The sequence below is a fragment of the Solihabitans fulvus genome, assembly GCF_008386585.1.
GTDB classification, from domain to species: domain Bacteria; phylum Actinomycetota; class Actinomycetes; order Mycobacteriales; family Pseudonocardiaceae; genus Solihabitans; species Solihabitans fulvus.
Window position 1 is genome coordinate 169,112 of record NZ_VUOB01000028.1, and the last position, 23,718, is coordinate 192,829.

General features: G+C 69.7%; 20 protein-coding genes. 5 read left to right on the plus strand and 15 right to left on the minus strand.

The annotated features are described in order from the left end of the window. Nucleotides 1-61 precede the first annotated feature (61 nt). The 6 genes from F0L68_RS17125 to F0L68_RS17150 form a co-directional block, all read right to left on the minus strand. On the minus strand, nucleotides 62-1,309 hold the full coding sequence (locus F0L68_RS17125) for an aminotransferase class I/II-fold pyridoxal phosphate-dependent enzyme (RefSeq protein WP_149850575.1): 1,248 nt from the start codon (nucleotides 1,307-1,309) through the stop codon (nucleotides 62-64). Then, nucleotides 1,306-3,279, minus strand: coding sequence for a condensation domain-containing protein (locus F0L68_RS17130; RefSeq protein WP_149850576.1), 1,974 nt, complete (start codon nucleotides 3,277-3,279; stop codon nucleotides 1,306-1,308). The genes F0L68_RS17125 and F0L68_RS17130 overlap by 4 nt, the downstream gene beginning before the upstream one ends. A gap of 8 nt (nucleotides 3,280-3,287) precedes the next feature. Further along, complete coding sequence (gene fabF, locus F0L68_RS17135; RefSeq protein WP_223198861.1) at nucleotides 3,288-4,550, minus strand: beta-ketoacyl-ACP synthase II; 1,263 nt, start codon at nucleotides 4,548-4,550, stop codon at nucleotides 3,288-3,290. After that, nucleotides 4,547-6,244 carry a thiamine pyrophosphate-binding protein gene (locus F0L68_RS17140; protein ID WP_223198862.1) on the minus strand — a complete coding sequence of 566 codons (1,698 nt, stop codon included), beginning with the start codon at nucleotides 6,242-6,244 and terminating at the stop codon, nucleotides 4,547-4,549. The genes fabF and F0L68_RS17140 overlap by 4 nt, the downstream gene beginning before the upstream one ends. Further along, a complete protein-coding gene (locus F0L68_RS17145) occupies nucleotides 6,241-8,838 on the minus strand; it encodes an aldehyde dehydrogenase family protein (RefSeq protein WP_223198873.1) in 2,598 nt (865 codons plus the stop codon). The genes F0L68_RS17140 and F0L68_RS17145 overlap by 4 nt, the downstream gene beginning before the upstream one ends. Before the next feature lie 351 nt (nucleotides 8,839-9,189). Continuing rightward, on the minus strand, nucleotides 9,190-9,723 hold the full coding sequence (locus F0L68_RS17150) for a flavin-dependent monooxygenase (protein ID WP_149850578.1): 534 nt from the start codon (nucleotides 9,721-9,723) through the stop codon (nucleotides 9,190-9,192). Between the two features lie 257 nt (nucleotides 9,724-9,980). Between F0L68_RS17150 and F0L68_RS17155 the strand changes: the two genes are divergently transcribed. Next, on the plus strand, nucleotides 9,981-10,265 hold the full coding sequence (locus F0L68_RS17155; RefSeq protein ID WP_149850579.1) for an SDR family oxidoreductase: 285 nt from the start codon (nucleotides 9,981-9,983) through the stop codon (nucleotides 10,263-10,265). A 6-nt stretch (nucleotides 10,266-10,271) separates the two neighbouring features. Here F0L68_RS17155 and F0L68_RS17160 read toward each other — a convergent pair whose 3' ends face one another. Both F0L68_RS17160 and F0L68_RS17165 read right to left on the minus strand, forming a co-directional pair. After that, entirely contained in the window at nucleotides 10,272-10,649 is a 378-nt protein-coding gene (locus F0L68_RS17160; RefSeq protein WP_149850580.1) for a hotdog family protein, read from the minus strand. A 55-nt stretch (nucleotides 10,650-10,704) separates the two neighbouring features. Further along, a complete protein-coding gene (locus F0L68_RS17165) occupies nucleotides 10,705-10,968 on the minus strand; it encodes a hypothetical protein (RefSeq protein WP_149850581.1) in 264 nt (87 codons plus the stop codon). Between the two features lie 523 nt (nucleotides 10,969-11,491). Here F0L68_RS17165 and F0L68_RS17170 point away from each other — a divergent pair. After that, complete coding sequence (locus F0L68_RS17170; RefSeq protein ID WP_149850582.1) at nucleotides 11,492-12,094, plus strand: sigma-70 family RNA polymerase sigma factor; 603 nt, start codon at nucleotides 11,492-11,494, stop codon at nucleotides 12,092-12,094. Nucleotides 12,095-12,155: 61 nt separating this feature from the next. After that, nucleotides 12,156-12,863, plus strand: a complete 708-nt coding sequence (locus F0L68_RS17175) for a hypothetical protein (RefSeq protein ID WP_149850583.1) — start codon at nucleotides 12,156-12,158, stop codon at nucleotides 12,861-12,863. A gap of 70 nt (nucleotides 12,864-12,933) precedes the next feature. Here the strand turns inward: F0L68_RS17175 and F0L68_RS17180 are convergent, their stop codons facing one another. After that, nucleotides 12,934-14,127 carry a sensor histidine kinase gene (locus F0L68_RS17180; RefSeq protein ID WP_149850584.1) on the minus strand — a complete coding sequence of 398 codons (1,194 nt, stop codon included), beginning with the start codon at nucleotides 14,125-14,127 and terminating at the stop codon, nucleotides 12,934-12,936. Between the two features lie 280 nt (nucleotides 14,128-14,407). Between F0L68_RS17180 and F0L68_RS42390 the strand changes: the two genes are divergently transcribed. Then, nucleotides 14,408-15,133: a DUF6328 family protein gene (locus F0L68_RS42390; RefSeq protein ID WP_188316621.1), complete on the plus strand. Its 726-nt coding sequence runs from the start codon at nucleotides 14,408-14,410 to the stop codon at nucleotides 15,131-15,133. Here F0L68_RS42390 and F0L68_RS17190 read toward each other — a convergent pair. The 5 genes from F0L68_RS17190 to F0L68_RS17210 all read right to left on the minus strand — a co-directional run bounded on the left by F0L68_RS17190 (nucleotide 15,045) and on the right by F0L68_RS17210 (nucleotide 20,770). Further along, nucleotides 15,045-16,796, minus strand: a complete 1,752-nt coding sequence (locus F0L68_RS17190) for a sodium/solute symporter (RefSeq protein ID WP_149850585.1) — start codon at nucleotides 16,794-16,796, stop codon at nucleotides 15,045-15,047. The two genes, F0L68_RS42390 and F0L68_RS17190, sit on opposite strands and share 89 nt — an antisense overlap. Before the next feature lie 24 nt (nucleotides 16,797-16,820). Next, nucleotides 16,821-17,120: a hypothetical protein gene (locus tag F0L68_RS17195; RefSeq protein WP_149850586.1), complete on the minus strand. Its 300-nt coding sequence runs from the start codon at nucleotides 17,118-17,120 to the stop codon at nucleotides 16,821-16,823. A 77-nt stretch (nucleotides 17,121-17,197) separates the two neighbouring features. Further along, a complete protein-coding gene (locus tag F0L68_RS17200; protein WP_223198863.1) occupies nucleotides 17,198-18,067 on the minus strand; it encodes a LytR/AlgR family response regulator transcription factor in 870 nt (289 codons plus the stop codon). Nucleotides 18,068-18,282: 215 nt separating this feature from the next. Beyond that, nucleotides 18,283-19,470, minus strand: coding sequence for a cytochrome P450 (locus tag F0L68_RS17205; RefSeq protein WP_149850587.1), 1,188 nt, complete (start codon nucleotides 19,468-19,470; stop codon nucleotides 18,283-18,285). Between the two features lie 121 nt (nucleotides 19,471-19,591). Next, nucleotides 19,592-20,770, minus strand: coding sequence for an alpha/beta hydrolase family protein (locus tag F0L68_RS17210; RefSeq protein ID WP_223198864.1), 1,179 nt, complete (start codon nucleotides 20,768-20,770; stop codon nucleotides 19,592-19,594). A gap of 666 nt (nucleotides 20,771-21,436) precedes the next feature. Between F0L68_RS17210 and F0L68_RS17215 the strand changes: the two genes are divergently transcribed. Then, nucleotides 21,437-22,069 carry a hypothetical protein gene (locus F0L68_RS17215; RefSeq protein ID WP_149850589.1) on the plus strand — a complete coding sequence of 211 codons (633 nt, stop codon included), beginning with the start codon at nucleotides 21,437-21,439 and terminating at the stop codon, nucleotides 22,067-22,069. 291 nt (nucleotides 22,070-22,360) lie between these two features. On the opposite strand, the gene F0L68_RS17220 is transcribed toward F0L68_RS17215, so the two are convergent. Then, nucleotides 22,361-23,713, minus strand: a complete 1,353-nt coding sequence (locus F0L68_RS17220) for a DNA/RNA non-specific endonuclease (protein ID WP_149850590.1) — start codon at nucleotides 23,711-23,713, stop codon at nucleotides 22,361-22,363. Nucleotides 23,714-23,718: the final 5 nt, after the last annotated feature.

The following is a 23,718-nucleotide window of genomic DNA, read 5'->3' on the forward strand; positions in this document are numbered from 1 at the left end:
CCTTCTCCGCTTGGCCGACCTGATGGCCTGCCGGTGGGTGTGGCGTGCCTCGGCGGAGGCGTCAGACCCCGAGGCGCCGTCGGTAGGTCAGGAGGGTGCGCAGGAAGCCGTCCATCTGTTCCTCGGTGTGGCCCGCGTGCGGGAACAGGCGCAGCAGCGCCTGGTTGCGTGCGACGGCCGGGTAGGAGAAGACGGGGACGAGGTAGCCGTCCTCGACGAACCACTCCCGCATCTGTAGGGCGGCGGCGTCGTTTCCGATCGGCACCGAGAGCATGTACGACTCGGTCGGCGTCGTCGGCGTGTTGATGTCGTGCATCTGCTGGCGAAGGCGGGCGGCATGCGCCAGGTAGTCGTCGACGATCTTCGGGTTGCCAGCAAGGACCTCGATGGTGCGCTCGGCGGCGTAGGCGGTGGGCGGTTGGATGGCGGCCGTGAACATCGAGGTGCCCGACAGCAGTTCGAAGGCGTCGATGGCCTCAGCCGGCCCGGCGATCGCGCCGCCCTCCAGGCCGATGGCCTTCGACAGCGACACCATCACGAAGTCGGCTCGCTCTCGGATCGCGGCCGCCTCCCGCGCGTACGGACGGTTCTCGGGCCCGTAGACCATGAAGCCGTTCGCGTCGTCGATCATGCTGATGGCGCCGTGCCGGTCGCACTCGTCGAGGATCTCCACGATCGGTCCCATGGTGCCGTCGGCCGAGTAGATGCTCTCGGCGATCACCACGGTCTTGCGGGTCCGGACCCGGCCGAGGATGCGGGCCAGGTCGACGACGTCGTTGTGTCGGAACGCGTGGACGTTGCGGCCGTAGCCAAGTCCTTCCAGGCCCTTCCAGATACTCCAGTGGACGTCGCGGTCGACGACGAAGACGGTGTCGCGATTGCGCACCTCGATCCCGACGTCGAAGTGCGCGGAACTGCTCATGGCGTTCACGAACCCGATGTTGGCCAGTAGCCCGGTGGCGAAGCTGATGGCCCGTTCCTTGCCGGTGTGGCGGGCGATCGTCTCCTCCAGCACCTGATGCGGGCGGCAGATCCCCTGGGTCATCCTGGATCCGCTGGTGCTCAGGCCGTGGGCGAGCGCACCCTCGGCGAAGTGTCGTCGGACCGGAACGTGGCGCTCCAGATCGAGAAAACTGATGCTGGCGAAGTTCACCAGTTCGCGGCCGTTACGGACGATGGTCGCACCGACCGGACCGTCCACCACCGGCGGGCGGTAGGCGGTCTCGTGGGTGTTCGCCTCGACGAAGGCGGCGAAAGCCCATGGGGCCAGGCGGTCCACGGACTGTGCGGAGGCGCGGGAGGCGGTCATGGCGAGGGTTCTCCTCCACAGTGGACACGGGATGATAGGGGCTTCAGGGCTGCGGCGAGGTGGCCGAGCGAGGTCGTCCCGGCCAGCTCGTCCGACGCGATCCCGGTGAGGCCGGACTTGTGCAGCAGCGCCAGCAGCCGAGGGATGGCGACCAGCGTGACGCCGTGGTCGGCGAGGCAGCGGTTCATGTCCACAGCGCCGGGGCCGTCGACGGAGTCGGCCGCTGGCTCGTCGGGTCGGACGGCGGCCACGGCGGCGGCCAGGGCGCGTTCGGCGACCGTCGCGGGCGGCCGCGACGGAATCCGCGGGGTGCCCGTGCCGCCGGTGGTGCGGGATCGGTCGGGGCGACGGCCGGACTCGGGGCAGGCCGGGGAAAGGACGTAGCGGCCCGGTGCCAGGAGGCCGGGCACCTCACCGAGCTGGTCGAGCAGGTGGCGGTGCAGATCGCCGGAGGTGACCTCGGGGGCGGTGCGGGCGTGCGCGACGAGGTGCGGCTCGTCGCCCTGCTCCTCTTCGGCGTCCCCACTGGGCGCCACCGTCACCTCGAGCACTCCAGGATGGCCGCGCAGCACGTCTTCGACCGTGGTCAGGCACACCCAGCCCTGCGGGGCGCGCCACCATCCGGAGCCGGCCGGTGTGCGCGAGCGCGCCGGGACCGGGCACTCGGCACCGTCGGCGAGCGCGCGCAGGAGACCACACAAGCGGATGGCCAACGCCACGGCCTGCCCGGCGTCGAGCAGGTGATCCCCAACGGTGACATCGATTGTGACGACCCCCGCGTCGCGGCTGACGTCAACATAGAGCGTGTCGCAGGGTTCGTCAGGCGCGCTGGTGATCCAGGTGGCGGACCCGTTCGGCGGGGTGTCCTGCACGGGGACCAGGTAGTCGCGTGGCCACGAGTAGCAGTTGTACTCGATGGTGGGCACGGTCAGGACACCACGACGGCGGTCCATGCTGGCCCAGGCGGCGACCAGTTCCGCTGGGCGGTACCGACCGTGCCGGTAGGCCGCGGCGCAGGCGGCGGCGACCGAGGCGACCACCTCGCCGAACACCGCGCCAGGCCGGAGATCGATCTGCACCGGAACCGTCAGCGCCTGGACGTCGACGCTGGTGCGCAGAACGGCCCTGGCCCGGTTGGAGACCACCACTGACGCGAGGAACCGGTGTTCACCGGTGCGGGTGGCGACGTCGTGGGCCAGCGCCGCCAGCACAACGACCTCCGGGCTGGCCCGATAACGCCGGGCGACGCGTTCGAGGTCGTCGTACGCGCCAACCGAGCGGTGCTGGAGGCGGTGACGCCCTGCGCCGTTGTCGGTCCCGCCGAACGGGGCCAGCACGCCGGTCGGGTTGCTCGCGAGCCGCCTGAGCCACTCCCGCTCCGCCGCGCGGGCGCGTGCCGGGTCCTGGGCGGCGACCGAGTCGAGCGGGTGCATGGCTGCTGCCTGTGCCGGTCCGTCGTCGCCGCGCAGTTGGTCGTGCAACTGGTTGATCAGGACCGCCAGTCCCCATCCGTCGATCATGACGTGGTGGGCGGCCACCAGGACCGCACGCGGTTCTCCCGCTTCCAGCAGCACCCTGGCGAACCAGGGCGGCTCCCGCTCGGGATCGATCGGGCGGGCCGCCAGCGCCGCCGTGGCGGCCTCCAGGGTGCCGGCATCGGCGGTGGGAACGTCGACGTAGTCGACCGGCGGCGGGGCCCAGTCCGCGCGGTGGACGTGTTGGATCGGGTGGAGCGGGTCGATGGTGCTGCGCAGCGCCTCGTGGCGGGCGGTGAGCGACGCGAGCGCCAGGTGCACGTCGGCGACGGTCGCCCGAGGCGGGATGCGGCAGTGGTCGGCGAGCGGTGTCGGGTTCACCCGCCGTGGTGCGGGAATGGTGCGTTCGTACCAGTGCCACTGCTGGATCCAGGTCAGCGGCCCGCTCCGGGTGACGGTGGCGGGACCCGGGGTCGCATCCGAAAGGTGGTCCACGGCCGGCCTCAGACTGCCCGGACGACGAGAGCGGCGTTGTGGCCGCCGAAACCGAACGAGTTGCTGAGCGCGATCCGCACACGCTCGTGGTGCTGCGTCCGGTGCGGCACGAAGTTGATGTCCGGGTCGATCGGCTCGTCGCAGTTGATCGTCGGCGGGACGTCGCCGGTGCGCAGGACCTGGATCGACGCCACGAGCTCGACCGCCCCTGCGGCGCCGATCATGTGCCCGGTCATCGACTTGGTGGAGCTCACCGGGATCTGGGTGACGCGATCGCCCAGCACCTTCCGCAGGACGGCGGTCTCGGTGGCGTCGTTGAGCACCGTTCCGGTGCCGTGCGCGTTGACGTAGTCCACGTCCGCCCCCGTGATCCCCGCGTCCCGCAGCGCCGCATCGACGGCAAGGCACGCGCCCCGGCCCTCCGGATGCGGGGCGGTCCAGTGATGGGCGTCGGAACTGGCTCCGTAACCGGCGAGTTCGGCCAGGGCCCTCGCCCCTCGCCGGTCGGCCACTTCGGCGGCCTCCAACACCACCACGGCGGCTCCCTCGCTCATCACGAACCCGTCGCGGCGCGCGTCGAAGGGCCGGCACGCCGCGGTCGGGTCGTCGTTGCGTTTGGACAGCGCGCGGGCGTTGCCGCTGCCCGCGAGGTCGACGGTCGTGACGCAGGCGTCGGCGCCGCCGGCCAGGACGATGTCGGCCTCTCCGCTGCTGATCATGCGCATCCCCGCGCCTATCGCGTCGGCGCCGCTGGCGCACGCCGTGCTCTGGGCCCGGCTGGGCCCCTGGGTGCCCAGCCGCATGCTGATCTCGCCGGCAGCGCTGTCCATGGCGGTCGTGACCTGGGTGAACGGGCCGATGGCCCGCGGGCCCTTGTCGCGCAGCCGGTTCGCGGCTCGGTAGATCGAACTCACCGGGCCGTAGCCGCTGCCGATGATCACGGCGATTCTCGGCGCCAGGCCGTCGTCGACGACGAGTCCGGCGTGCTCGCAGGCCTCCAGTGCCGCGGTGAGGGCGTACTGCGCGTACGGGTCGGCGCGACGGCTGACCGTCGGTGGCATGTAGCGGCCGGGCGTGAACCCACGGACCTGGCCGCCGATCCGGACCTCGAGATCAGTCACGTCGATCGCGTCAACGGTGTCGATGCCGCTGCGCCCGGCCAGCATCGCCGTCCAGGTCTCGTTGACGCTGTGGCCCAGCGGCGTCACCGCCCCGTACCCGGTGACCATCACCCGGCGGCTGGCGTCGCACCGGTCTCCTGCGTCTGTCACTGGGGAACCACCTCGGCGTCGCGGATGGGCGGGGCGATGTCGTCGGGGGCGACCTGTGCCATGAGCACGGCAGTGCCGCCCTGCGCGCAGAACCGCCGCGCGGCAAGGATGTCGTCGGTCAGCGTGGCCTTGTCGCGCAGCACTCGACAGTGGATGTCCGGCCCGTCCACCGCAGGCGGCGGCGTGCCGGGGCGAACGAAGGAATAGCGCGCGGCGTCGAGGCCGAGGCGGGCGCGTTGGGCGTCCAGCCAGCCGTAGCCGCCGTTGCACAGCACCACGTACAGAACGCCGCCGTGGGACGGGGCGGCTGCGGCGATGTCCGCGCGGGCCGCGAGGAACGCTCCGTCCCCGACGAACGCGGTGACCTCGTGGTCCGGGGCGGCCACCTTCACCCCGATGGCCGCCGACGCGCCGAAGCCAAGGGGCGTTTGCTCCGACGGCACGATGGACCCGCCGCCGGCGTGGAAGGGGAAACAGTAGGACCACATGTCCTGCAACCCGTTCTCCTGCACCAGCACGCGCGGCTCGCTGGCGGTTGTGTCGAGCGCGGCCAACAACTCGGCGACCCGAATCCCCGGCAGCGTCGCCGCGCGGGCCAGTTCCTCCTTCACCTCAAGCCACATCGCCTCGCGGGCGACGGCGATCTCGTTCGCCCACACCGTGATCGCGGCCGTGTGCTCGGCCCCTCGGTCCTCGTCCAGCGCCCACGACCAGCCGAGCACGGCATGCCGGGCGTCTCCGAGCACGCGCGGACCAGGGAACTCGGCGGACAACCCGGCCGGATCGAGGTTGACCTGCACCACGGTGACCGAGGGCCACGGCGTTCCGCCCTCGACGACGGTCTCCTCGAGTCGACCGGCGAGCGACACCACCAGGTCACAGGATGACCAGAGCGCACGCGCGGGGGCCGTAGCGTAGAGGCCTGCCACACCGCAGAACAGCGGGTGGCGCTCGTCGACGGCACCGCGGCCGGACGCGGTGGTGAACAGCGCCGCACCGAGGCGTTCGGCGAAGCGCTCGACCGCGCCGTCGTCGTTGCGGTGTCGCATTCCGCCGCCCACCAGCACCACCGGACGCCGGCCGGCGCGGATCGCCGCCAGTGCCGGCCCCGGCAGCACGGGAACGGACTCCGGGACCAGTGGCACCGGCAGCGTTGGCCGCGGTACGGGGACACGGATCTCCGCCGTGCGGACGTCGTCGGGCACTTCCAGGTACACGGGCCCGGACGGCGGCCCCACGGCCCGGGTCAGCGCCGTCACCGTCGCGGGGACGACCCGGTCGGGATGACCGACCCGGTGCGCCCACCGCACGAGGGGCGCGGTCACGGCGACCTGGTCGAGTTCCTGGAATCCGCCGCTGCCCCTGCGCCGTTCCGGCACGCCTGCGGCGAGCACGAGGACCGGCGCGCCGGACTCCCTCGCCTCCAGCAGCCCAGTGGCCGCATGCGTGACAGCCGGCCCCTTGCCCAGTGCGCACACGGCGATCCGGCCCGACTGAAGCGCGTAGCCGGTCGCCATGTACATCGCGTTGCGCTGGTCGCGGCAGGGCACGAGGTCCAGGCCTGCGGCGTCCAGGGCGCGCAGCAACTCCAGGTCGTCGCCGGGAAGCCCGAAGCAGGTGTGCACGTCGTTCGCCACCAGCACGTCGACGATGGCGGACCACGCGTCGGCGTACCGCTTGCCCACCGTGGTCACTGCCCACCCGCCGCGATAGGAGTGGCCGTCGGCAGGCTGCGCGCCGCGGCCTGCGACATGAGCAGTGGTTCGGCGTGCCGCTCACCGCCGTAGGAGCGGTAGTTCGCCATCATCCCGAACCCGCCGAAGGCGCGGTTGCCGTCCTCGGCGTCGAGCAGCGTGTGGTTGACACAGGTCTGGTGCTGCCTTGACAGGACCCGCACCGTCTCCGGGTCGTTTCCGTAGACCATCGCGCCCAGTGCGCGTTCGCTGAAGTACGGGCTCGACAACCGTTCGCGCAACCGCGTCGCGCTGGGATAGGCCACGACGTTGAACACCGGGGCGAACATCTCGTCAAGGGGGATCTTGTCGTCGAAGTCCCACAGCAGCATGGTCGGCTCGATCCGACGGGACCGCAGATCAATCCGCCCGCCGTGCCGGATGTGACTCGCATGACGCGCCAGGTAGTCCGAGCAGTGCACCAGCGCCGAGTCGTAGTAGATCGGACCGTAGTCGACGGCGGGGTCGCTGTTCTGACCGAAACGCAGCGACATCAGGTTCGCGGACAACAGGTCGACGAACTCCTCGGTGCGACCCCGTGGCGCGAACACCACGTCGGGACCGAAACAGTCCTGACCCGAGTTGTAGAGCCGGATTCTCGCGACGTCCCGCACGGCGCGCGTGAGGTCGGCGTCCGGTGCGATCACGAAGGGGTTGATGCCGCGACCGAAGAAGAGAAAGAGTTGGTCCTCCGCCAATCCCTCGCGGACGGTCTCGGCGTTGGCGTAGGCGCCGGTGAAGACGATGATGTCCGCCTCGCGTACCGGTCCCGTCACGAACTTGCGCTGGCTGAGGTCGAACAGCTCGATGGGTAGGCCGTGAACCGGCGCCAGCAGAGCGTGCAGGCGTCGCAGCTGGCCCTGGATCTGGGAGGACGGCCGAAAGGTGACTGTGTCGGCGTAGAGAGACGCCACGAGCAGGTAGAGCGCGTAGGAGTAGAGCGGGACGTTGGAGGGCATGAACACCGCGGCCCGAGGAACGCGGCCGGGCCGGACTCGGCGGATCTCCTCCTCCGCTCCGTCAAGGGTTGCGAGGAACGAACGGATCTCCGCGCTCGCGGTGTGGTGGGGCGAGATCTCGGTGAGAGTCCTCAGCACCGCCGCTTCGTTGTCGGCCACGTACCGGCGCACCGCGCGCAGCGCGTCGACACGGTGCTCGAAGGGGATGCGGTAGTCGGTCGCACTGACGGCCGCGTCGGACGCGGTTGCGTCGGCGGTCGTGTTGTGCGACGCGGGCAACGAGGTCATGGCGATCTTCTCCAGAACGGCCAGGTCGGGCTTTCCTGTGTTCGTCAGGGGAAACGCGGGAAGCACGACGATGTGGTCGGGCTGCTCATAGCGGGCGAGCACGGACCGCAACAGCTGTTTCCAGTGCGCGGACTCGTGGTCATCCGGGTCCACGATCACGAAAACCAACCGGCAGCCTCGACGTTCGTCGGGGACCGCGACCACCTCCGCCTGCACGCCGGCCGCCTCGGCCTGCCTGGCGAGGTGGTCGGGGTAGAGCGTGTGGCCGTCCCGGTGCACGGCGTGCCTGCGCCCGATCGGGAAGACGTGGCCGGCGTCGTCGAGCAGGCCGATGTCGCCGGTGCGGTGCACGGGACCCGACACCGGAACGATCTCGCCGTCGTCCCCCAGACAGCCGGTCATCAGGCCGTCACTGCGCACGACGAGCTCGCCGAGCCGACCGTTGGGAAGCGGGCGGCCGTGGTCGTCGTGGACCTCGACGACCACACCGGGCAGCGGTGTTCCGCACCCGACCGGATCGGTCAGGGGCGCCAGCGCGATGTTTCCCATCTCGGTCGCTCCGTAGCCGTCGAGCAGGTGTTGGCCCGTGCGGGCGTGGAACCGGGCTGCCAGGTTGCGCCCCAGCGGCGCGCCGCCAACGCACCAGGCTCGTACCGTCTTCAGCGTGGCCGCGAGGGCGGGACGACGGTCGAACAGGTTGAGGAGGCTGTAGTAGGTCGACGGAGTACCATCCACAATGGACAGACCGTGGTCGACGCCGACCGCCAGCACGCGATCCAGGCGCGAGGTCGGCCCGTAGACCACGAGTGTGCCGCCGCCCAGCCACCAGCAGAGCACCAGGGACAGGCCGTACTGGTGGGAGTACGGCAGGACGGGCAGGAACACGTCGTCAGGCCGGTAGCCCATTCGTTCGGCGCTGAGTGCGAGGTTGTCCAGAATCGAGCGACCGGAACGGACGATGCCCTTGGGGCTGCCCGTCGTGCCAGACGACCAGGAGATCGCGGCGTCCCTGCGCCGGGCCCAGGCCGCGACATCGGGCACGGCAGCGCTGGTCGATGCCGGCGGCGGCGCGGCGGTGTCGACCGCGCCGTCGCCGATCTCGAGCACCACGCGTGCCTTGGCACGGATCCGCGATCGCTGTGCCGGGGTGGCTCGATGATCGGCGAGGACCACCGAGGCGTCGAGATGGATCAGCGCGAGCAAATCAACGACCCATTCGGCGGAATTGGCGCCACTCAGCATCACCCGCGACCCGGGCCCAATGCCTCGGCGCGCGAGGAGTTCCGTGGCAGCGAACACGCGGGCCACGATTTCCTCGGTCTCCGAGATGTTCCCTTCGGTCGAGACCAAACGCTTGAAGACGGGCAACTCGTGCTCCTTGATGCCAGGGGTGTATTGAGCTTCCTGGACGTACTCGTTCGTAAACCCACAGATCTGCGATGACTTCACTAGCTCTCACCTGCACAAACAGTGCAGCTCTCAGCCAACCTCACACAATTCGATCCCGCAGTAACTAAATCCACAACTCCTGTGGCTGCCACAATGCCCGCAGTGGCGACGGCCCCAAATGTCGCCGTCCATCGCAGCATAATAGTGACGACACAGTCCTTTGCAGTCTCCAGGTAGATTCGTGAACAAGACATGCCCCTCTAGCCAGAATCAGTGACACGCGGCACGAGTTTGGGTAGAATCATCAACCATCTCAGTCAATTCCACCCGGATTCGCAAACAAAGCGCAGATCTATCCCGGTAGTCGTTGTCGTCGCCAAGTTCGATCGTCGCAGCGACGCGGCCGGTCGCCTCGCGCATCGGTTGGCGGTACTGCGCAGGGGCGAGGCCGACGAAGCGCCTGCGCGGGCCGACCACGGTGGTCCACAGGCTCAGCAGTTCGGGCGGGACGGCGCGGCGGTCCTGGTCGCTTGCGAGGGAAACCTTGCCGTAGAGCAGCCGCAGTCCGGCGTCGACGACCTGGGCCTGGGGCAGATACTGCCGGCGTACCACCGAGTTGACCCCGTCCGCGCCGATCAGCACGTCACCGGTGGCGCTGGTTTCGTCCGCGAAGTTTGCGGTCACGCCACCCGACGGGGCGGTCACGTAGCGGGTGAGCCGAGCGCCGTAGTGCACGGTCTCGTCCAGGTCCGACAGCAGGATCTGCCGCAGCGTCGCGCGGTTGACCGCCAGGTGTCCGCCCATTGCTGCTGCTTCTCAAGCTGACGGGCCCGAAGCGAGGTGACGCGTGCAGCATCTGAAGGATCCGTAGGAACTCATCCGACGACAGGGCGAGGGCCTGCATGAGCCTGTCAGTCCGGCGCGGAGCGCTTCCCACACCGTCTCGCCGGGTAGAAGGCTGGCTGGAAGAGCCGAGGAGCTCACGGCCAGCCATCGCGTGCGGTTGACAGTGCTGCCGCTGGACCTGGCTCAGCCGGGAGCCGGCCACCGCCTGCGAGGGGGTGGACAGTCGTGGACTGACCGTCACAAGCCTGGTCAACAACGCGGTCTTCGCCACCTTCGGCCCATTCCACACCGAGGATCCACGGCGACTCGAGCGGGAGATCATGGTCGATGTCGGCACTGTGGTCGACGTCAGCCGGGCGTTCGCGCTCGAGCGCCGCAACCCGCCGCCCAGCGTCATTTCAGGTCGGCTGAACCGGATCGCCGCCGTCGCGGGCCGACTTGCGTCCCGCCGCCGCAGCGTCCTGTTCATGCAGCGCCTCACCCGCGTCAACGCGACCTGACGGCGGTCACGCCAGGAGTACACCCGTGCTGTGGCCCTCCACGACGACATCCGTATCGCATCGGACGAGCGCGTCGAACGCGATCCGCACACGGTCACCTGCCGGGTCGACGCGGGTGACCTCCACCTCGGCGATCAGTGTCTCGTCGCGTCGCACCGGCCGCGCCACGCTCCACGTCATCCGGGTCGGCAGGCAGTTCAGCTCCGCACTGAGCCCCACGAGCGGGGCGATCACCATCAGGTAGGGCAGGAACTCCGGCAGCGGCCGGGCGGATCTGCCCACCAGCGCACAGAAACGCGTCACGTCGTCGTCGGTGTAAGTCCGGGAGCAGGTCGACACCAGCCCGACGGCGACCACCCCGTGCAGGCTCGTCACACGCGTCATGAGGCGGCAGTGTGCCCGCGTGGACCCGGTCCTGGTAGCTCCAGATGGAGACCCCTCAGCCCGGCACGCCCGCAGCCCTGGCGTCGCCGAGCGCGATCTCCAACTCCACCAACGACTGCTCCGCGCGCCGGCAGGCGACGTCCAGCGACACGGCGGCCCCCGGCCCGGCCAGCCTCCTGGTCGGTTCCCGAAATCTGGCCAGGGTTTCCGACCAGCGGGAGGTGCGCTCCACCATGTCCTCCAGAGCCGCCACCAGTTCGACGATCGTGGCGGGTGGGGCTGGTCCCGGCTCGCGCACGGCGTCTTCCCGATGCCGCATGGCACCCCCTTTGCTTGGCACAGAGTGTTCCGGTGCTGCTTCCGCTCTCCTCGGGCCAGCGTAGGCAGCGCTTCTCCCGCCCACCACGCGACCGCCGCGCCCCTCCACCAGCGGTAGCAACGACACGATCTGCGGGGCAGCGGCACGGCGAACGGGCCATTCCCCGCGACCAGTGGCCCGTCGGCGGTCGGCGGTCCGCCGAACCTGGTGCGCGCCGCGTCCGCCCGGGGGGACGAACGTGGTCGAGTTGCCGGGATCGAGGCGCGCTGTCGTGAGCACGCCGCACTCCGGCAGCGGGCTGAGCGCCTTCGGGTGTCCGTCCGGTGTTGAGCACGACCAGTCGACCGCTGGTCGCGGTCGGGCCGCCCGCTCGTCGGCGGCCCGTGGCCCGCGTACCTCGCGGAGTCCGCCGCTCGTCGCTCCGAGTCCTCCGATGTCTATCTGGACGCTGAACGGCTTCCTACGGTCATCCGTGTTCATACGTCGTCCGTGACACGCCGCCACGCCACCAACGGAGGTCCGCATGTCGACGCGCCGCCTTCTCACCGCCCTCCCCCAGCCCGCGAACCCCGCTCCCCGCATGGACAACCGGGTGCTCGCCGACCTGGCCCGCCAGCACGCCCCCGTGCTGCTGCGCTACGTCACGAGACTGACCTTCAACGACCCCCACCTTGCCGAGGACATCGTGCAGGAGACCCTGTTCCGGGCCTGGCAACACCCACAGACGCTCACGACCCAACACGCGTCCATCCGGCCGTGGCTGTTCACCGTGGCCCGAAACCTCGTCCACGACCACCGGCGGAGCCGGCACGCCCGCCAGGTCGACTACTACGGAACCGAGTGCGACCTCCCGCGCCGAGCGGCCGTCGCCGCCAATCCCGCCGAGAGCGTCGTCGAGCACCAGGCCATGCTGGTCGCCCTCGGCCGGCTCAGCGCGCAGCACCGCGAGGTCGTCGTTCAGCTGTACTACCTCGATCGCTCGCTGGCCGACGCCGCCCGTGTCCTCGGCGTGCCGGTTGGCACGGTGAAGTCTCGCGCCTACTACGCCCTGCGCGCCCTGCGCCTGGCGCTCGACGAACCCGAGACCCGTTCCTCCCACGCTGAGCCCCTTCGCCAGGTCTGCTGACCGCGTCGCGCTGCCCGTCCGGGACCTGATTCCCCGTCACCAAGCCGAAAGTGAGCCGCAGATGTCTACCACCGCCCACACCTCCGACCTCTCCCGCCGATGCCGCTCGCTGCGCACCGACCGGCTGCTCGCTCCCCTGGCGGGCTGCACCCGGCGCGCTGCCATCCTCGACGGTCTCGTCTCGCCCGGCGTCGCCGTCGAGACCCCCGAACACCTCGATGTCGCCTGGCACGGTGACCGGCTCGTCGTGGAGCTCGACGAGTCCACTGTGGACTCTCAGGCGGTGCGCTGGACCCGGCTTCCCCACGAGCTGCCCGACGACGGCGCGTTCGTGCACCTGGGCACCGCGCCGCAGGGCTGTCTGTTCGTCGACTTCGCCCGTGCGCCTGGCCCGATCTCGCTGTGCGGGGACGCCCCGACGGCGCGTCAGCTTGCCGAGTGGGTCGTCCTCCAGTTGGCGACCGTGTTTCCCGCGCACCGCCCGCACCTGACCATCGTCGGCCCGCTGGCCGAGGCCGTGCGGCCCTCCGACCACGTCGACCGGGTGCCAACCCTGGAGCAACTGCTCGACGACCGGCCGCCGGCCGAGGGTCACGCCCTGCGGGCGGTGGTGTTCGCCCAGCACACCACCGTCAGCGCGCAGGCCCTGCGGGCGCTCGCGGCCGCCGGAGACGCGCCGGTCCTGCCGATCGTGCTTGGCGACGTGCCCGACGCCGCGTGGCGACTGACCGTGCGCGACCACGAGCGGTCGGCCGGCTCTGCTGTCTAAGGACTCATCCCGCGTGCACACCAGGTGGCGCACTCGTATTCGTTGCCAGGGACGCCCGCTGTCTAAGGGCTCATCCCGCGTGCACTCCCGCTCGGTACTTGGGCACCCGCACGTGGATCTTGGCCCCGGCGCCCGGGGCTGTCTCCACCACCAGTCCGTACTCGTCGCCGTACACCTGCCGCAACCGCTCGTCGACGTTGCCAAGCCCGATCCCAGCGGACTCCTCCGTGTCGCCGCCGAGGATGCGACGCAGCTTCTCCGGATCCATCCCCACGCCGTCGTCCTCGATGGTGATGTGCGCCTCCAGGCCGCTGTCGGCGGCGGTGATAGTAATGTGCCCGGCTCCCGGCCGCCCCTCCAGCCCGTGCCGCACCGCGTTCTCCACCAACGGTTGCAGGCACAGGAACGGCACGGCCACCGGCAGCACCTCGGGGGCGACTTCCAGGGTGACCGTCAGCCGCTCCCCGAAGCGCGCCCGCTGTAGCGTCAGGTACTGGTCGATCGAGCGCAGCTCGTCGGCCAGCGTGGTGAAGTCGCCGTGCCTGCGGAACGAGTAGCGGGTGAAGTCGGCGAAGTCCAGCAGCAGGCGCCTTGCCCGCTCCTGGTCGGTCCGCACGAACGACGCGATGACGGTCAGCGAGTTGAAGATGAAGTGCGGCGAGATCTGCGCGCGCAGCGCTCGTACCTCGGCCTCGATCAGCCGCCGCTTCGACCGGTCGAACTCGGCCAACTCCAGTTGGCCGGACACGAAACGCGCCAACTCGTTGGTGGCACGGGCCAGGCTGGCCGACGAGTGGCCCCCGTAGGCGATCAGCGCGCCGAGCACGCTGCCGTCCACCACCAGCGGCGCGATCACCGCGCTGCGCACCTGGCAGTCCGGCTCGGCGCAGGTGACGCGGCCGTCCCGCAGCACCTGGGTGCGGCCGGTGTCCATCGCCAGCTTCGCGTGGTCGAGCACGTGGTCGGCGTGGTGATCGCCGCCTGCCCCGTCCCACGCCAGCATCCGGGTGTCGTCGGTCAGCGCCAACGCCGGGATGTCGAGCAGTTCCCGCAGGGACTTCGCCGCCCTGCGCGCCGTGTCGGGCACCAGGCCGGCGCGCAGCGGAGGCGCGGCCGACCACACGGTGTGCAGGGTCTCGTAGGTCGCCCGTTCCGCGCGGGTGCCGAAGTCCCTGCTGGTTCCGACGATCCGCAGGATGACGAGCGCGAGCAGGGTGGCCAGTGCCAGCACCACCGCCAGCCACATCAGCGTGTTCACCGCCATGCCCCGGTCCTTCCTCGTGTCTGGCACGGATCGGCGGCCGGGGTGACCCGGCCGGACACCGCGCCGTTCGTCGTGCCGGTGAACCGTTTGTCCTCCCGGACCGTGTCCACTACTTGTAGTCCGGTACCGCGCGTCGCGGTCTCCACGCCACTGGTCGACCGGAGCGCCGCCGGCACTGTCGAGGCGGAAACGGGACTATCTAAGGTGATTTCCATCATCCATCCGGCGCGAACGCAAGCCGTCGGCGTCGCGACCCCCAGCGCGAAGGAGCGAGTCTGCCATGACATCGCAGCAAGCCTCGGCCTCTCCCGAAAGCCTCGAGGACTGGACCTTCCGACTGCGGCCCCGCGACCCCCACCCGTCGGAGCTGCCCGAGTCCACCTGCCACCGCTGCGTCGGTTCCGACGACGTGGACCGGCGCAACGCCCAGCGCAGAGGCGAGACCTCGATGCAGCGCCTCGACCGGGTGTACGCGGAGATCCTCCAGGAGGTCCGGGTCGCCCAGACCGGGGTCCAGATCCTGTTGGCGTTCCTGCTGACGCTGGCGTTCACCCCCCGGTTCACCGAGCTGACTGCCTTGCAGCACAACACCTACGTGGCCACGCTGGTCACCAGTTCCGCCGCGGTGGCGCTGCTCATCGCGCCGGGGCCGTTCCACCGACTGGTGTACCGGCGCGGCCTCAAGCGGCAGGTCGTCACGGCCGCCAATCGGTTCGCGCTCGGCGGGTTCGCGCTGCTGCTGCTGGCGATGGGCTCGGCCATCTTCCTGATCCTGGACATCGCGACCAACGACCAGACCGCCTCCCTTGGCGCGGTCGGCATGCTGATCATGTTCGCTTCCTTTTGGTACGTGTGTCCACTGTGGATTCGTTCGCGTCACCGCCATCAGGACTCCCTGTCCGAGGCCGCCGTCGACCTCAGTCCTCGTCCCGAGTCCTCGGATGCTGCTCCGTCGAGGCCAGTCCGAGTCCCTCGGGCACGTGCAGCCGAGTCATCGTCGAGGTGACGTTGTGAGCGACTCGACCAGGGGTGGCAAGCGATCCCGCGATCATGGCCGCGAAGCCAAGCGGCACAGTCCATGCCGCCGGGCGGACCATGAGATCGCGCAGCCACCCCTCGCCGAGGTGCACCACCAGCGTGCACAGTCCGGCGCCAAGGGCCAGCCCGCCGCCGACCAGCATGCCGGCCGCGGCCCCCACCGAGGTGAGTCGCCGCCACCAGATCCCCAGCACCAGCAACGGGCAGAACGAGGACGCGGCCACCGCGAACGCGAGCCCAACGACATCGGCCACGGGCAGCCCGGTGACGAACAGCGCCGCGGCGCAGGGCACCGCCGCCGCCAGCACGGTCGCCAGCCGGAAGCTGCGGATGCCGCCGCGCAGCCGCAGCACGTCCTGCGACAGCACGCCCGCGACAGTCACAGTCAGGCCAGAGGACGTGGACAGGAACGCGGCGAACGCGCCGCCCGCGACCAGCGCGCCAAGGATCTGGCCGCCCACCCCGCCGATCAGCCGCGACGGCAGCAACAGCACCACGGCGTCAGTCTGGCCGGTCAGCAGCAGTTCGGGTGCGTAGAGCCGGCCAAGCGCCGCGTACACGGTCGGGATGAGGTAGAAGATCCCCAGCAGCCCCAGCACGACCAGCGTGGTGCGGCGCGCGGCGCGGCCGTTGGGGTTGGTGTAGAAGCGGACCACGACGTGCGGCAGGCCCATCGTGCCAAGGAACGTCGCGATGATCAGCGAGTAGGTGAGGTAGAGCGAGCGCGGCGTGCCACCGCCGTCCAGCGGCAGCGCCCAGCGGTCGTTGCTGACCGCGTCGATGCTCGACACCTGCGGCACCGCGGCTCCGGCCGGGAACACGAGCTGCGTCTGGCCGCCGACGTCGTGGTCGCCGACCTCCAACGGCGTGTCCTGGTGGTCGTAGCGGCGTCCGTCGACCACGCCGGTCGCCTGCACCAGCACCGGCTCCGGCGCGTGCACCCGGACGGCCTGTTGGAGGGTGACGGTGGTCTGGTTCTGGAACGCCGGCGGGTGCGGCCCGCCGATGCTTGGCGCGCCACCCGCGCGCCACGCCAACACGATGAACACCACGGGGATCGCGATCGCGGCGAACTTGAACCAGTACTGGAACGCCTGCACGAAGGTGATGCTGCGCATGCCGCCTGCGGCGACGTTGGCGCACACGATCACCGCGACCAGCACCGGCCCCAGCCACGGCGGCGCGCCCGTCACGGTGCGCAGCGTCAGGCCGGCGCCCTGCAACTGCGGCAACAGGTACAGCCAGCCGACGCCGACCGTCAGCACGCTGGCGACGCGCCGCACCGGCAGCGACTCCAGCCGGCTCTCGGCGAAGTCGGGCAGCGTGTACGCGCCGGAGCGACGCAGCGGCGCGGCCACGAACACCAGCAGCACCAGGTATCCCACCGTGTAGCCGACCGGGAACCACAGCATGTCCGGGCCGAAGGCGAAGATCAGCCCGGCGACGCCGAGAAAGGACGCGGCCGACAGGTACTCGCCACCGATCGCCGAGGCGTTCAAGAACGGCGGGATCGACCGCGACGCCACGTAGAAGTCCGACGTGGTGCGGGAGATCCGGAATCCATAGGTGCCAATAGCGACGGTGGCGACGAGCACCAGTGCCACGACGACGACGCTGTAGCCGTTGACCATGCGGCGAACTCGCCTCCCGAGGATTCAGGACTGCTCGACCAGTTCGACGAACTCGCGCTCACCGCGCTCGGTCCGCCACACGTACATCCACCCGGCCAGCAACACCACGGGGTAGACGGCGACTCCCAGCACGACCCACACCAGCCCGACCCCGAAGACCGTGACCGTCCACAACGCCGGCGCGAACGCGAACAGCAGCGGAACCACCGCGAGACCGCCGGCCACGACCGCGCTCACGATCAGGCCGCGCCGAAGCTGGCCGCGTATCAGCGAGCGCACGTAGACCTCGCGCAGTTCGCTGGTGCGGTCGTCTGGCCGGCTCACTGGCGCGGGACGCGTCCTGCGCGACGCCCTCGTCCTTGGGCTCATCACGACGACGCGCTCGGGGACGGGTTTGCGGTTCACTGGGCTCCGTCCCGGGGAAGGCCGATCTTGGCCTGGCGGATCAGCAGGTCTCGCAACTGTCTGGCGTGCCTGCGGCTCACCGCGAGGTTCTCGCCGTCGACGCGCACGGTCAACTGGCCGCCGTGCATGTGCAGCTGCTCCACGTGGTGCAGCGCGACGAGGTGGCTGCGGTGGATGCGCACGAACCCGGCCTGCCGCCAGCGTTCCTCCAGGCTGGTCAGCGGCGAGCGCACCAGGAAGCTGCCCTTGGCGGTGTGCAGCCGCGCGTAGTCGCCCTCGGCGATCACGAAGCGCACCTCGGACAGCCGTAGAAAGCGGGTCACCCCGGCAAGTTCGACGGGGATCGTCTCGTCGTCGGCCGGCACCACCGGCGAGGGCGGGCTGGGCGCCTCGACGGGCGGCGGCTCGGGAACCAGGGCGCTCTCGCCGGAGGCGTGCGCCACCCGATGCACGGCCTCGGTCAGCCGTTCCGGGCGCACCGGCTTGAGCAGGTAGTCCACGACCTTGAGCTCGAAGGCCTCCACGGCGGAGTCGTTGTAGGCCGTGACGAACACGATCGCCGGCGGCCTGGCGAACTGGGCCAACAGCCGCGCCATGTCCATGCCGTTGAGGCCCGGCATCCTCAGGTCGAGGAACACCGCGTCGATCGGTCGGCCGCTGTCCAGCGCGCGGTGCAGGTGCCGCAGGGCGGCGGTGGCGTCGGTGACGCCCTCGGCGGCGGCGACCCTGGGGTCGGCGCGCAGCAGGTACACCAGTTCCTCGAGCACGGGCACCTCGTCGTCCACGGCCAGGATGCGCAGCGCGTGGTCGAACGCCGACCGGCGGCCCTGCCGCTCGCAGATCGGACAGTGCGCGGCGTGCGTCACCGGCCCACCTCGATCCGGCGGACACCCGATCCCTGTGTGATCCAAAGCACACGCCTACGGTGGACCGCGCAAGTTGCGCGCGAAAGCGCCATTCGAGGTGAACTCCTGCCGGCCTACCCGGCCGATCGGCGTAAGAACTCCCTTCGCGAGCAGGTGGCGCGAATCTGGGCGGCGGCCAGCTTCGCGCCCCGTTGCCCGATCGCTGAGGAATCCGCTCAGTCGACGACCACGGGAAGGCTGGCCATGCCCCGCACCAACTGGCTTTCCAGCCAGGTCGGTTCGAACCCGTCGGCCAGCCGGTAGTCCGGCATGATCCGCAGCACCTCCTCGGCGACCAACCGCATCTCCAGCAGCGCGAGCGGCTCGCCGACGCACCGGTGCACGCCGTACCCGAACGCCACGTGCGGATTGCGGTCCCTGGGGCACACGAACTCGTCGGGACGCTCGAACACCTCGCCGTCGCGGTTGGCCGAGCCCAACACCATCAACACCCGCTCGCCGGCCGACAGCCGGTGCCCGGCCAGTTCGGTGTCCCTGCTGGCCGTCCTGGCGATGCTGACCGCGGGCGACTCCAGGCGCAGCACCTCCTGGATCATCGGGCCGATCAGGTCCGGCTGGGCGATCAGCCGCTCCCGCAGACCCTCCACGGTCGCCATCAGGTGAAGCATGCTGCTGATCCCGTGCACGGTGGTCTCGTGGCCGCCCAGCATGAGCAGGATCAGCATGGAGATCCGCTCGTCTGCGGTCAGCGCCCTGCCGTCCACCTCGCCGCGCACGATCGAGGTGAGCACGGTGTCGGTGCCGGCAACGAGCTGCCGGTCGATCTCGACGGAGAGCTGCGCGGAGAACGCGTCGACCACCCGCCGCCGGCCGGCCTCGTCGCCGGCGGCCATGGTCAGGAAGATGTCGTTGGTCCAGCGGATGTACTTCGGGCCGTCCTCGTGCGGCAGTCCCAGGATCTCGGCGAGGGCGACGGGCGGAAGGTACTGGCCGATGGCGGGCACCAGGTCGCCGCCGCCCTCGGCGGCCAGTGCGGTCAGCCGTTTGGCGGTCAGCTCGCGCAGCACTGGCTCGTACCGGGCGATCGCGGGTCGGGTGAAGTGCCGTTGCAGGATCCTGCGGTACCCGGCCTGGTGCGGCGGGTCCAGCTCGATGGGGATCAGCACCAGATCCCGGCCGGGGGTGGGAATCACGTCGCCGTCGACTGAGGTGAAGACGCCGGTGTCGAAGGCGACCTCCTGCACCGTCGCGTGGTCGAGGACGGCCCAGTAGCCGCCGTGACGGTCGGTGTGCGTCACCGGGCACGCCGTCCGCGTCCTGGAGAGGGTCTCGTGGAAGACGGGCGCGAGTGTGGGGTCGAGGTGGTCGAACTGCCACGCGGGATCCGCTGCTGGCACGGTCATGCTGGATTCCTCCCGGATGAGCGGGCGCTTTCCCGGAACCACGCCAGTCACCGTGCCTGAGGTTCACTCCCCCGCCGCCACCGACCCCGCCTACCCCTTGGCAGCACGGTCACGACGGCCATCAGGGCTGGAACACCATCTCCGGGAACCGCGGCGACGGGCCGTCGAGCAGCTGCTCGTCGCGGTGCCGCAGGTGCAGGTTGAAGAACGCGTCCACGTAGGTCGACTCGACCGTGATCGCCCGCGCCGGGTCGATGGTGCCGATGATGGCGGCGAGTTGCGCCGGCGTCAGACCCATCACTCCTGCGGTCTGCGGGAAGATGACCTCGGCGTCGGTATACGAGAGGTGCTGCGAACCCTGGAGCTGGAAGTCGCGTTTCCAGCCGGCCGAGGCGTTCCAGAACGGACCCCAACTCGGATCGGTGTCGCGGGTCTTGCCCTGATGGGCCAACAGCATGACCGGGCGATCCAGCCCCGCGGTGACGACCGGCCCGAACAGGGTGCCGTCCAGGTCGATGCCGGCCTTGATCCGCGGATCGTCGAGCATGGTCGCAGCCGCGGTCGCCCCGCCAAGAGAGTGGCCGAACATGGCCACCTGGTTCAGGTTCAACGCGCCGCACAGGCCGTGGGGCAGCGCGTGATGTTCGGCGTCGGGGTTCTGGCCGTGCTCGATCGCGGTCAGCTCGTCCAGCACGAACCGGGTGTCCTTGTCCCGCTCCACGACCTCGTCGGCGAGCTGTTGGTCGGTCTGGCGGGCTGGCAGGACCCGGTGTGCCACTGTGCCGTCGGGAAACTCGACCTCGTCGTCGCTGTAGGTGTGGTCGATGGTCGCCACGAGGTAGCCGTGGCTGGCCAGTTCCTGCACGAGCGTCGTATTCACGGCGCGGTCGCCGCCCGAGGGCGGCGAGTACAGGATCACCGGCAGGCCACCAGAATGGCGGTCCACGGGAGCACCGTCGTGGCCGGAGGTCTGCGGAACCACCACGGAACCCGCCGGAATTCCCCGATTGTGCTCGAAGGACGCCCACGCCTCCGCCTCCATGTAGGGCGCGGTCGGATGGCGATCGGCATGGTGGGCCGGGTACCACAGACTGACCATCAACTCCCGAGTGCGGCCGGACACCCACGGATCCAGCCGACCGGCCTGCACCAGGTGCAGCGACACCGTGCCGATCCGATCGGGGCCGGTCGGCGCCGGCAGCGTGAGTTGCAGCGGTGTGGTGGCCACGGCCGTGGAACCGGCCGTCACCAACGCGGCAGCCAGGCCGGCCGCGAGCACGAACGACAAGAGCGGACGCACTGCCATAAGGAATCCTTTCGAGGAGGCAACATCATGGGATTGCACAGTGAATTTCCTGTGTGTATTCACACTGAAGTCAGGTACCGGAGAAGGTCCAGTATCAGCACGTGCTGTTCGTCACCGTCAACCCGTCGATGTCGTTGCGGTGAACTGCAATTTTGCAATGCGCTGCCGTGTCAACGAGTGTCCGATTGCACGCCGTTTACTCCACTTCGCGTCGAATATTCACCCTCCGTAGCTTTTGACGCGCAGGGCGGAGCAAATCACCGAGGAGCTTCGAGAAGAACTCACCCACGTGTTACATCGGATTGAATCGGTTTCACGCCTCAGTGGATCGATGGATATAATCCAAACTGGGATTCTAGAGGTACTGGGGGCGTTGTATGCCGGGCGACCGGACATAGCCATCTACCGATGGGGTCGCCTGCGAGTTACACAGCGAAGTTTACGAGGCCACATCAGATATCCAGAAATTGATGAGCTGGTGGCTCAACTACAGCCAGAGCTTGGCGCATCCAAATCCTCAGACGAGGCCTCCCAAGGCGATCCTATATTCATTCGCGGCGACAATACCGTCAGCCGCTTCCGTAGCTCGTTCACTCCCAAGGCCGCCGACGGCTGCTCGATTCGGTCACTATCTACACTTCCGGTGACGACGGCGAATCGGTGCGCACTGCCCTGGCTGAACTACTCCAGGTCTGCGGCTTTGAGTCGATCACCTACGGCACGTCCGAGAAGGGTTCCTGGTTCGGGAAGCTGTTCACGCGTGCCCCCGACGGCAAAGCGGTACAGAAGCTTGGCCATCTGGCCCGCAAGGTCGAGCGCGCGGCCGAGCTCAAGTACATCGGTGGGCAGCGTTCAGAGAACGACGAGCGGGAAGCGAACGCAATAGCCAAGCTGGCTCAGGCCATGGAGAGCCAAACCGAAGTGGTTATCCGCACCAGCTCGGTGCTGTTCCTCAAGGTGGATGGCCGAGTGCTGGCATGGGTACTCAGCGAAGCAGAGATCGACGGCCGTGCGCCCGCAGCCGCTCAGAACTGCCACACCAACCTCGGACTACTTCTCCGCCTCCTTCGCGGCGAGGTAGAGATGTTCCACCGATACGAACCCGGGCTGGCCCGCCACGTCCGGGATGATCCGACCGGGAACCTCGCCGCGCACCAGGCGGTGAGGAACGCGACAGCACCGCCGTCGAACCGCTGCCACCTGCCGAGGACCGAGTCGCACAGCACCACCGGCCACGCGTCGGGGTCGCCCTCGTCGGCGAGCCAGAACAGGTACCCGGCCGAGCGGTTGTAGCAGGTAGCCCAGGGCAGCAGGCCCGGCAGGTCGGGAAAGACCCCGTAGGGCCTGCGGCGCGCGCGACGCAGGTCGTCGACGATCTCCCGGAAGAAGTACAGCAGGTCGCCCTCATGTCCGGTGGAGGTGGGCGGGGAGACCATCGCGGTCCCCGCGAACTTGCCCATCGGGAAGACCGCCAGCAGGCGCTTGAAGTCGCTGGGCAGCGGACGGCCGAGCAGGTCCTCGGTGACCCGCCAGTCCAGCGAGGCGGCCGGTCGACCCGATCACCCCGTCAGCGCCGCCAGCCCGTCAACATCCGTTGAACTGGACATTTCCGTTGTCTCTCTGTTGTCGCGTGACGTTGGGGATGAGCACCGCGCAGGACCACCCGTTGTTGCCCACCGCCACCACGGAGATCCCGCTTGGCACGGGATTCTGGCCCGAATAGAACGGCGTGACGTCCATGAACACCGGGTTGCCGCCGTCGACCTGCGCGGCGATCCTGCTCTCCACCTGGTGGTACATCCACGAGTTGTTGGTGACGTCCTGGTAGCAGGGCACGAAGTTGGCCCGGTCCGTGTTGGACCCGTGCAGCATGTGCGCGATGAGGTGGCAGCGCGCCATGCCTTGGTACTTCTCGTAGCCGAAGGGCCTTGGCGGAGTGGGCCGGGGCGCTCCCCGGTTGGTGGTGACGGCGCACGCCTGGGCGTCCGTCGCGCGGTCGCCGGGCCTGCCCTGCCAGATCACGGTCTCCATGGGGTCGTAGGTCCGCCAGTTGGTAGTGCAGTTGCGGGGAGCGCCTCTCGGCCGCGTCTTGCCGCCGGGGTCGTCGTCGGGCAGCGGCAGCGGTCTGGGAATCCGGCCAGGGTCAATCTCTGGTTTGTCCGTGGTCCTGTCGACGTTGCGCACGATGGGTTTGGCCAGATCGACCAGAGTGTCCCGGAAAGCGGTCCAGATGGCAGCCCCATCGGTGACGACCGTGGCCAGCGCCCCCACTGCCGACGCGGCGACTGAGGCTGCCGAGGAGATCAGCGTCCCGGCTCCGGCGAAGGCCGGCATCCACAGATCGGGCCACGGGTCGAACGGGTGCTTGCGGGCGTAGTCCTCGTTGTCCTTGCGAGCCTTGATGGCCGGGTCCGGCGGCGGCTCGACGGGCTTCGGCTTGCCGGGAGGCAGCGGTTTTCCTGGCGGCTGGCCGCTACAGTCGCGTGCGCCCAGCACCACAGCGCCACACTGGGCGGGCGGCGGAGACGTGATCGGCCACTGGTTGCGCTTCCGTCGCCGTTCGGCGTCCAACTCATCCTCGGCGAGGATCTGGCGCTGCCATTCCCATGCGATGGGTCCGCACGGAGTGCCGTCGGGGAGGTAGAGAACGTCGTCGCACCCGCTGGCCGTCGACGGGGCGTTGCACACCATGTCCACGGGGATGCCGATGAACGACAGCGCCCCGTCCCAGAACGAGCTGGGGACCCGCACGCCGTGGAGACTGCCCAGTTGGCACGCGGTGTCGATCGAGTCGTGTCCGGTCGGGTCGACGTGGCTCAGCGGTGCACCGAGCGCATAGGTGTAGCGGTTCGCGCGACCGGACGGGCTGGCCGGCAGGGCGATGCCGTCGCGCGAGTCGAACCCGCCCGTGGCGGGGTTGTACCACCGCGCGGCCATCGTGA

Bases quoted from the DNA above. Each gene is read 5' to 3' on its own strand.
- F0L68_RS17125 (WP_149850575.1), bottom strand. From the start codon at position 1,309: ATGACCGCCTCCCGCGCCTCCGCACAGTCCGTGGACCGCCTGGCCCCA.
- F0L68_RS17150 (WP_149850578.1), bottom strand. From the start codon at position 9,723: ATGGGCGGACACCTGGCGGTCAACCGCGCGACGCTGCGGCAGATCCTG.
- F0L68_RS17160 (WP_149850580.1), bottom strand. From the start codon at position 10,649: ATGACGCGTGTGACGAGCCTGCACGGGGTGGTCGCCGTCGGGCTGGTG.
- F0L68_RS17165 (WP_149850581.1), bottom strand. From the start codon at position 10,968: ATGCGGCATCGGGAAGACGCCGTGCGCGAGCCGGGACCAGCCCCACCC.
- F0L68_RS17170 (WP_149850582.1), top strand. From the start codon at position 11,492: ATGTCGACGCGCCGCCTTCTCACCGCCCTCCCCCAGCCCGCGAACCCC.
- F0L68_RS17175 (WP_149850583.1), top strand. From the start codon at position 12,156: ATGTCTACCACCGCCCACACCTCCGACCTCTCCCGCCGATGCCGCTCG.
- F0L68_RS17180 (WP_149850584.1), bottom strand. From the start codon at position 14,127: ATGGCGGTGAACACGCTGATGTGGCTGGCGGTGGTGCTGGCACTGGCC.
- F0L68_RS42390 (WP_188316621.1), top strand. From the start codon at position 14,408: ATGACATCGCAGCAAGCCTCGGCCTCTCCCGAAAGCCTCGAGGACTGG.
- F0L68_RS17190 (WP_149850585.1), bottom strand. From the start codon at position 16,796: ATGGTCAACGGCTACAGCGTCGTCGTCGTGGCACTGGTGCTCGTCGCC.
- F0L68_RS17205 (WP_149850587.1), bottom strand. From the start codon at position 19,470: ATGACCGTGCCAGCAGCGGATCCCGCGTGGCAGTTCGACCACCTCGAC.
- F0L68_RS17220 (WP_149850590.1), bottom strand. From the start codon at position 23,713: ATGGCCGCGCGGTGGTACAACCCCGCCACGGGCGGGTTCGACTCGCGC.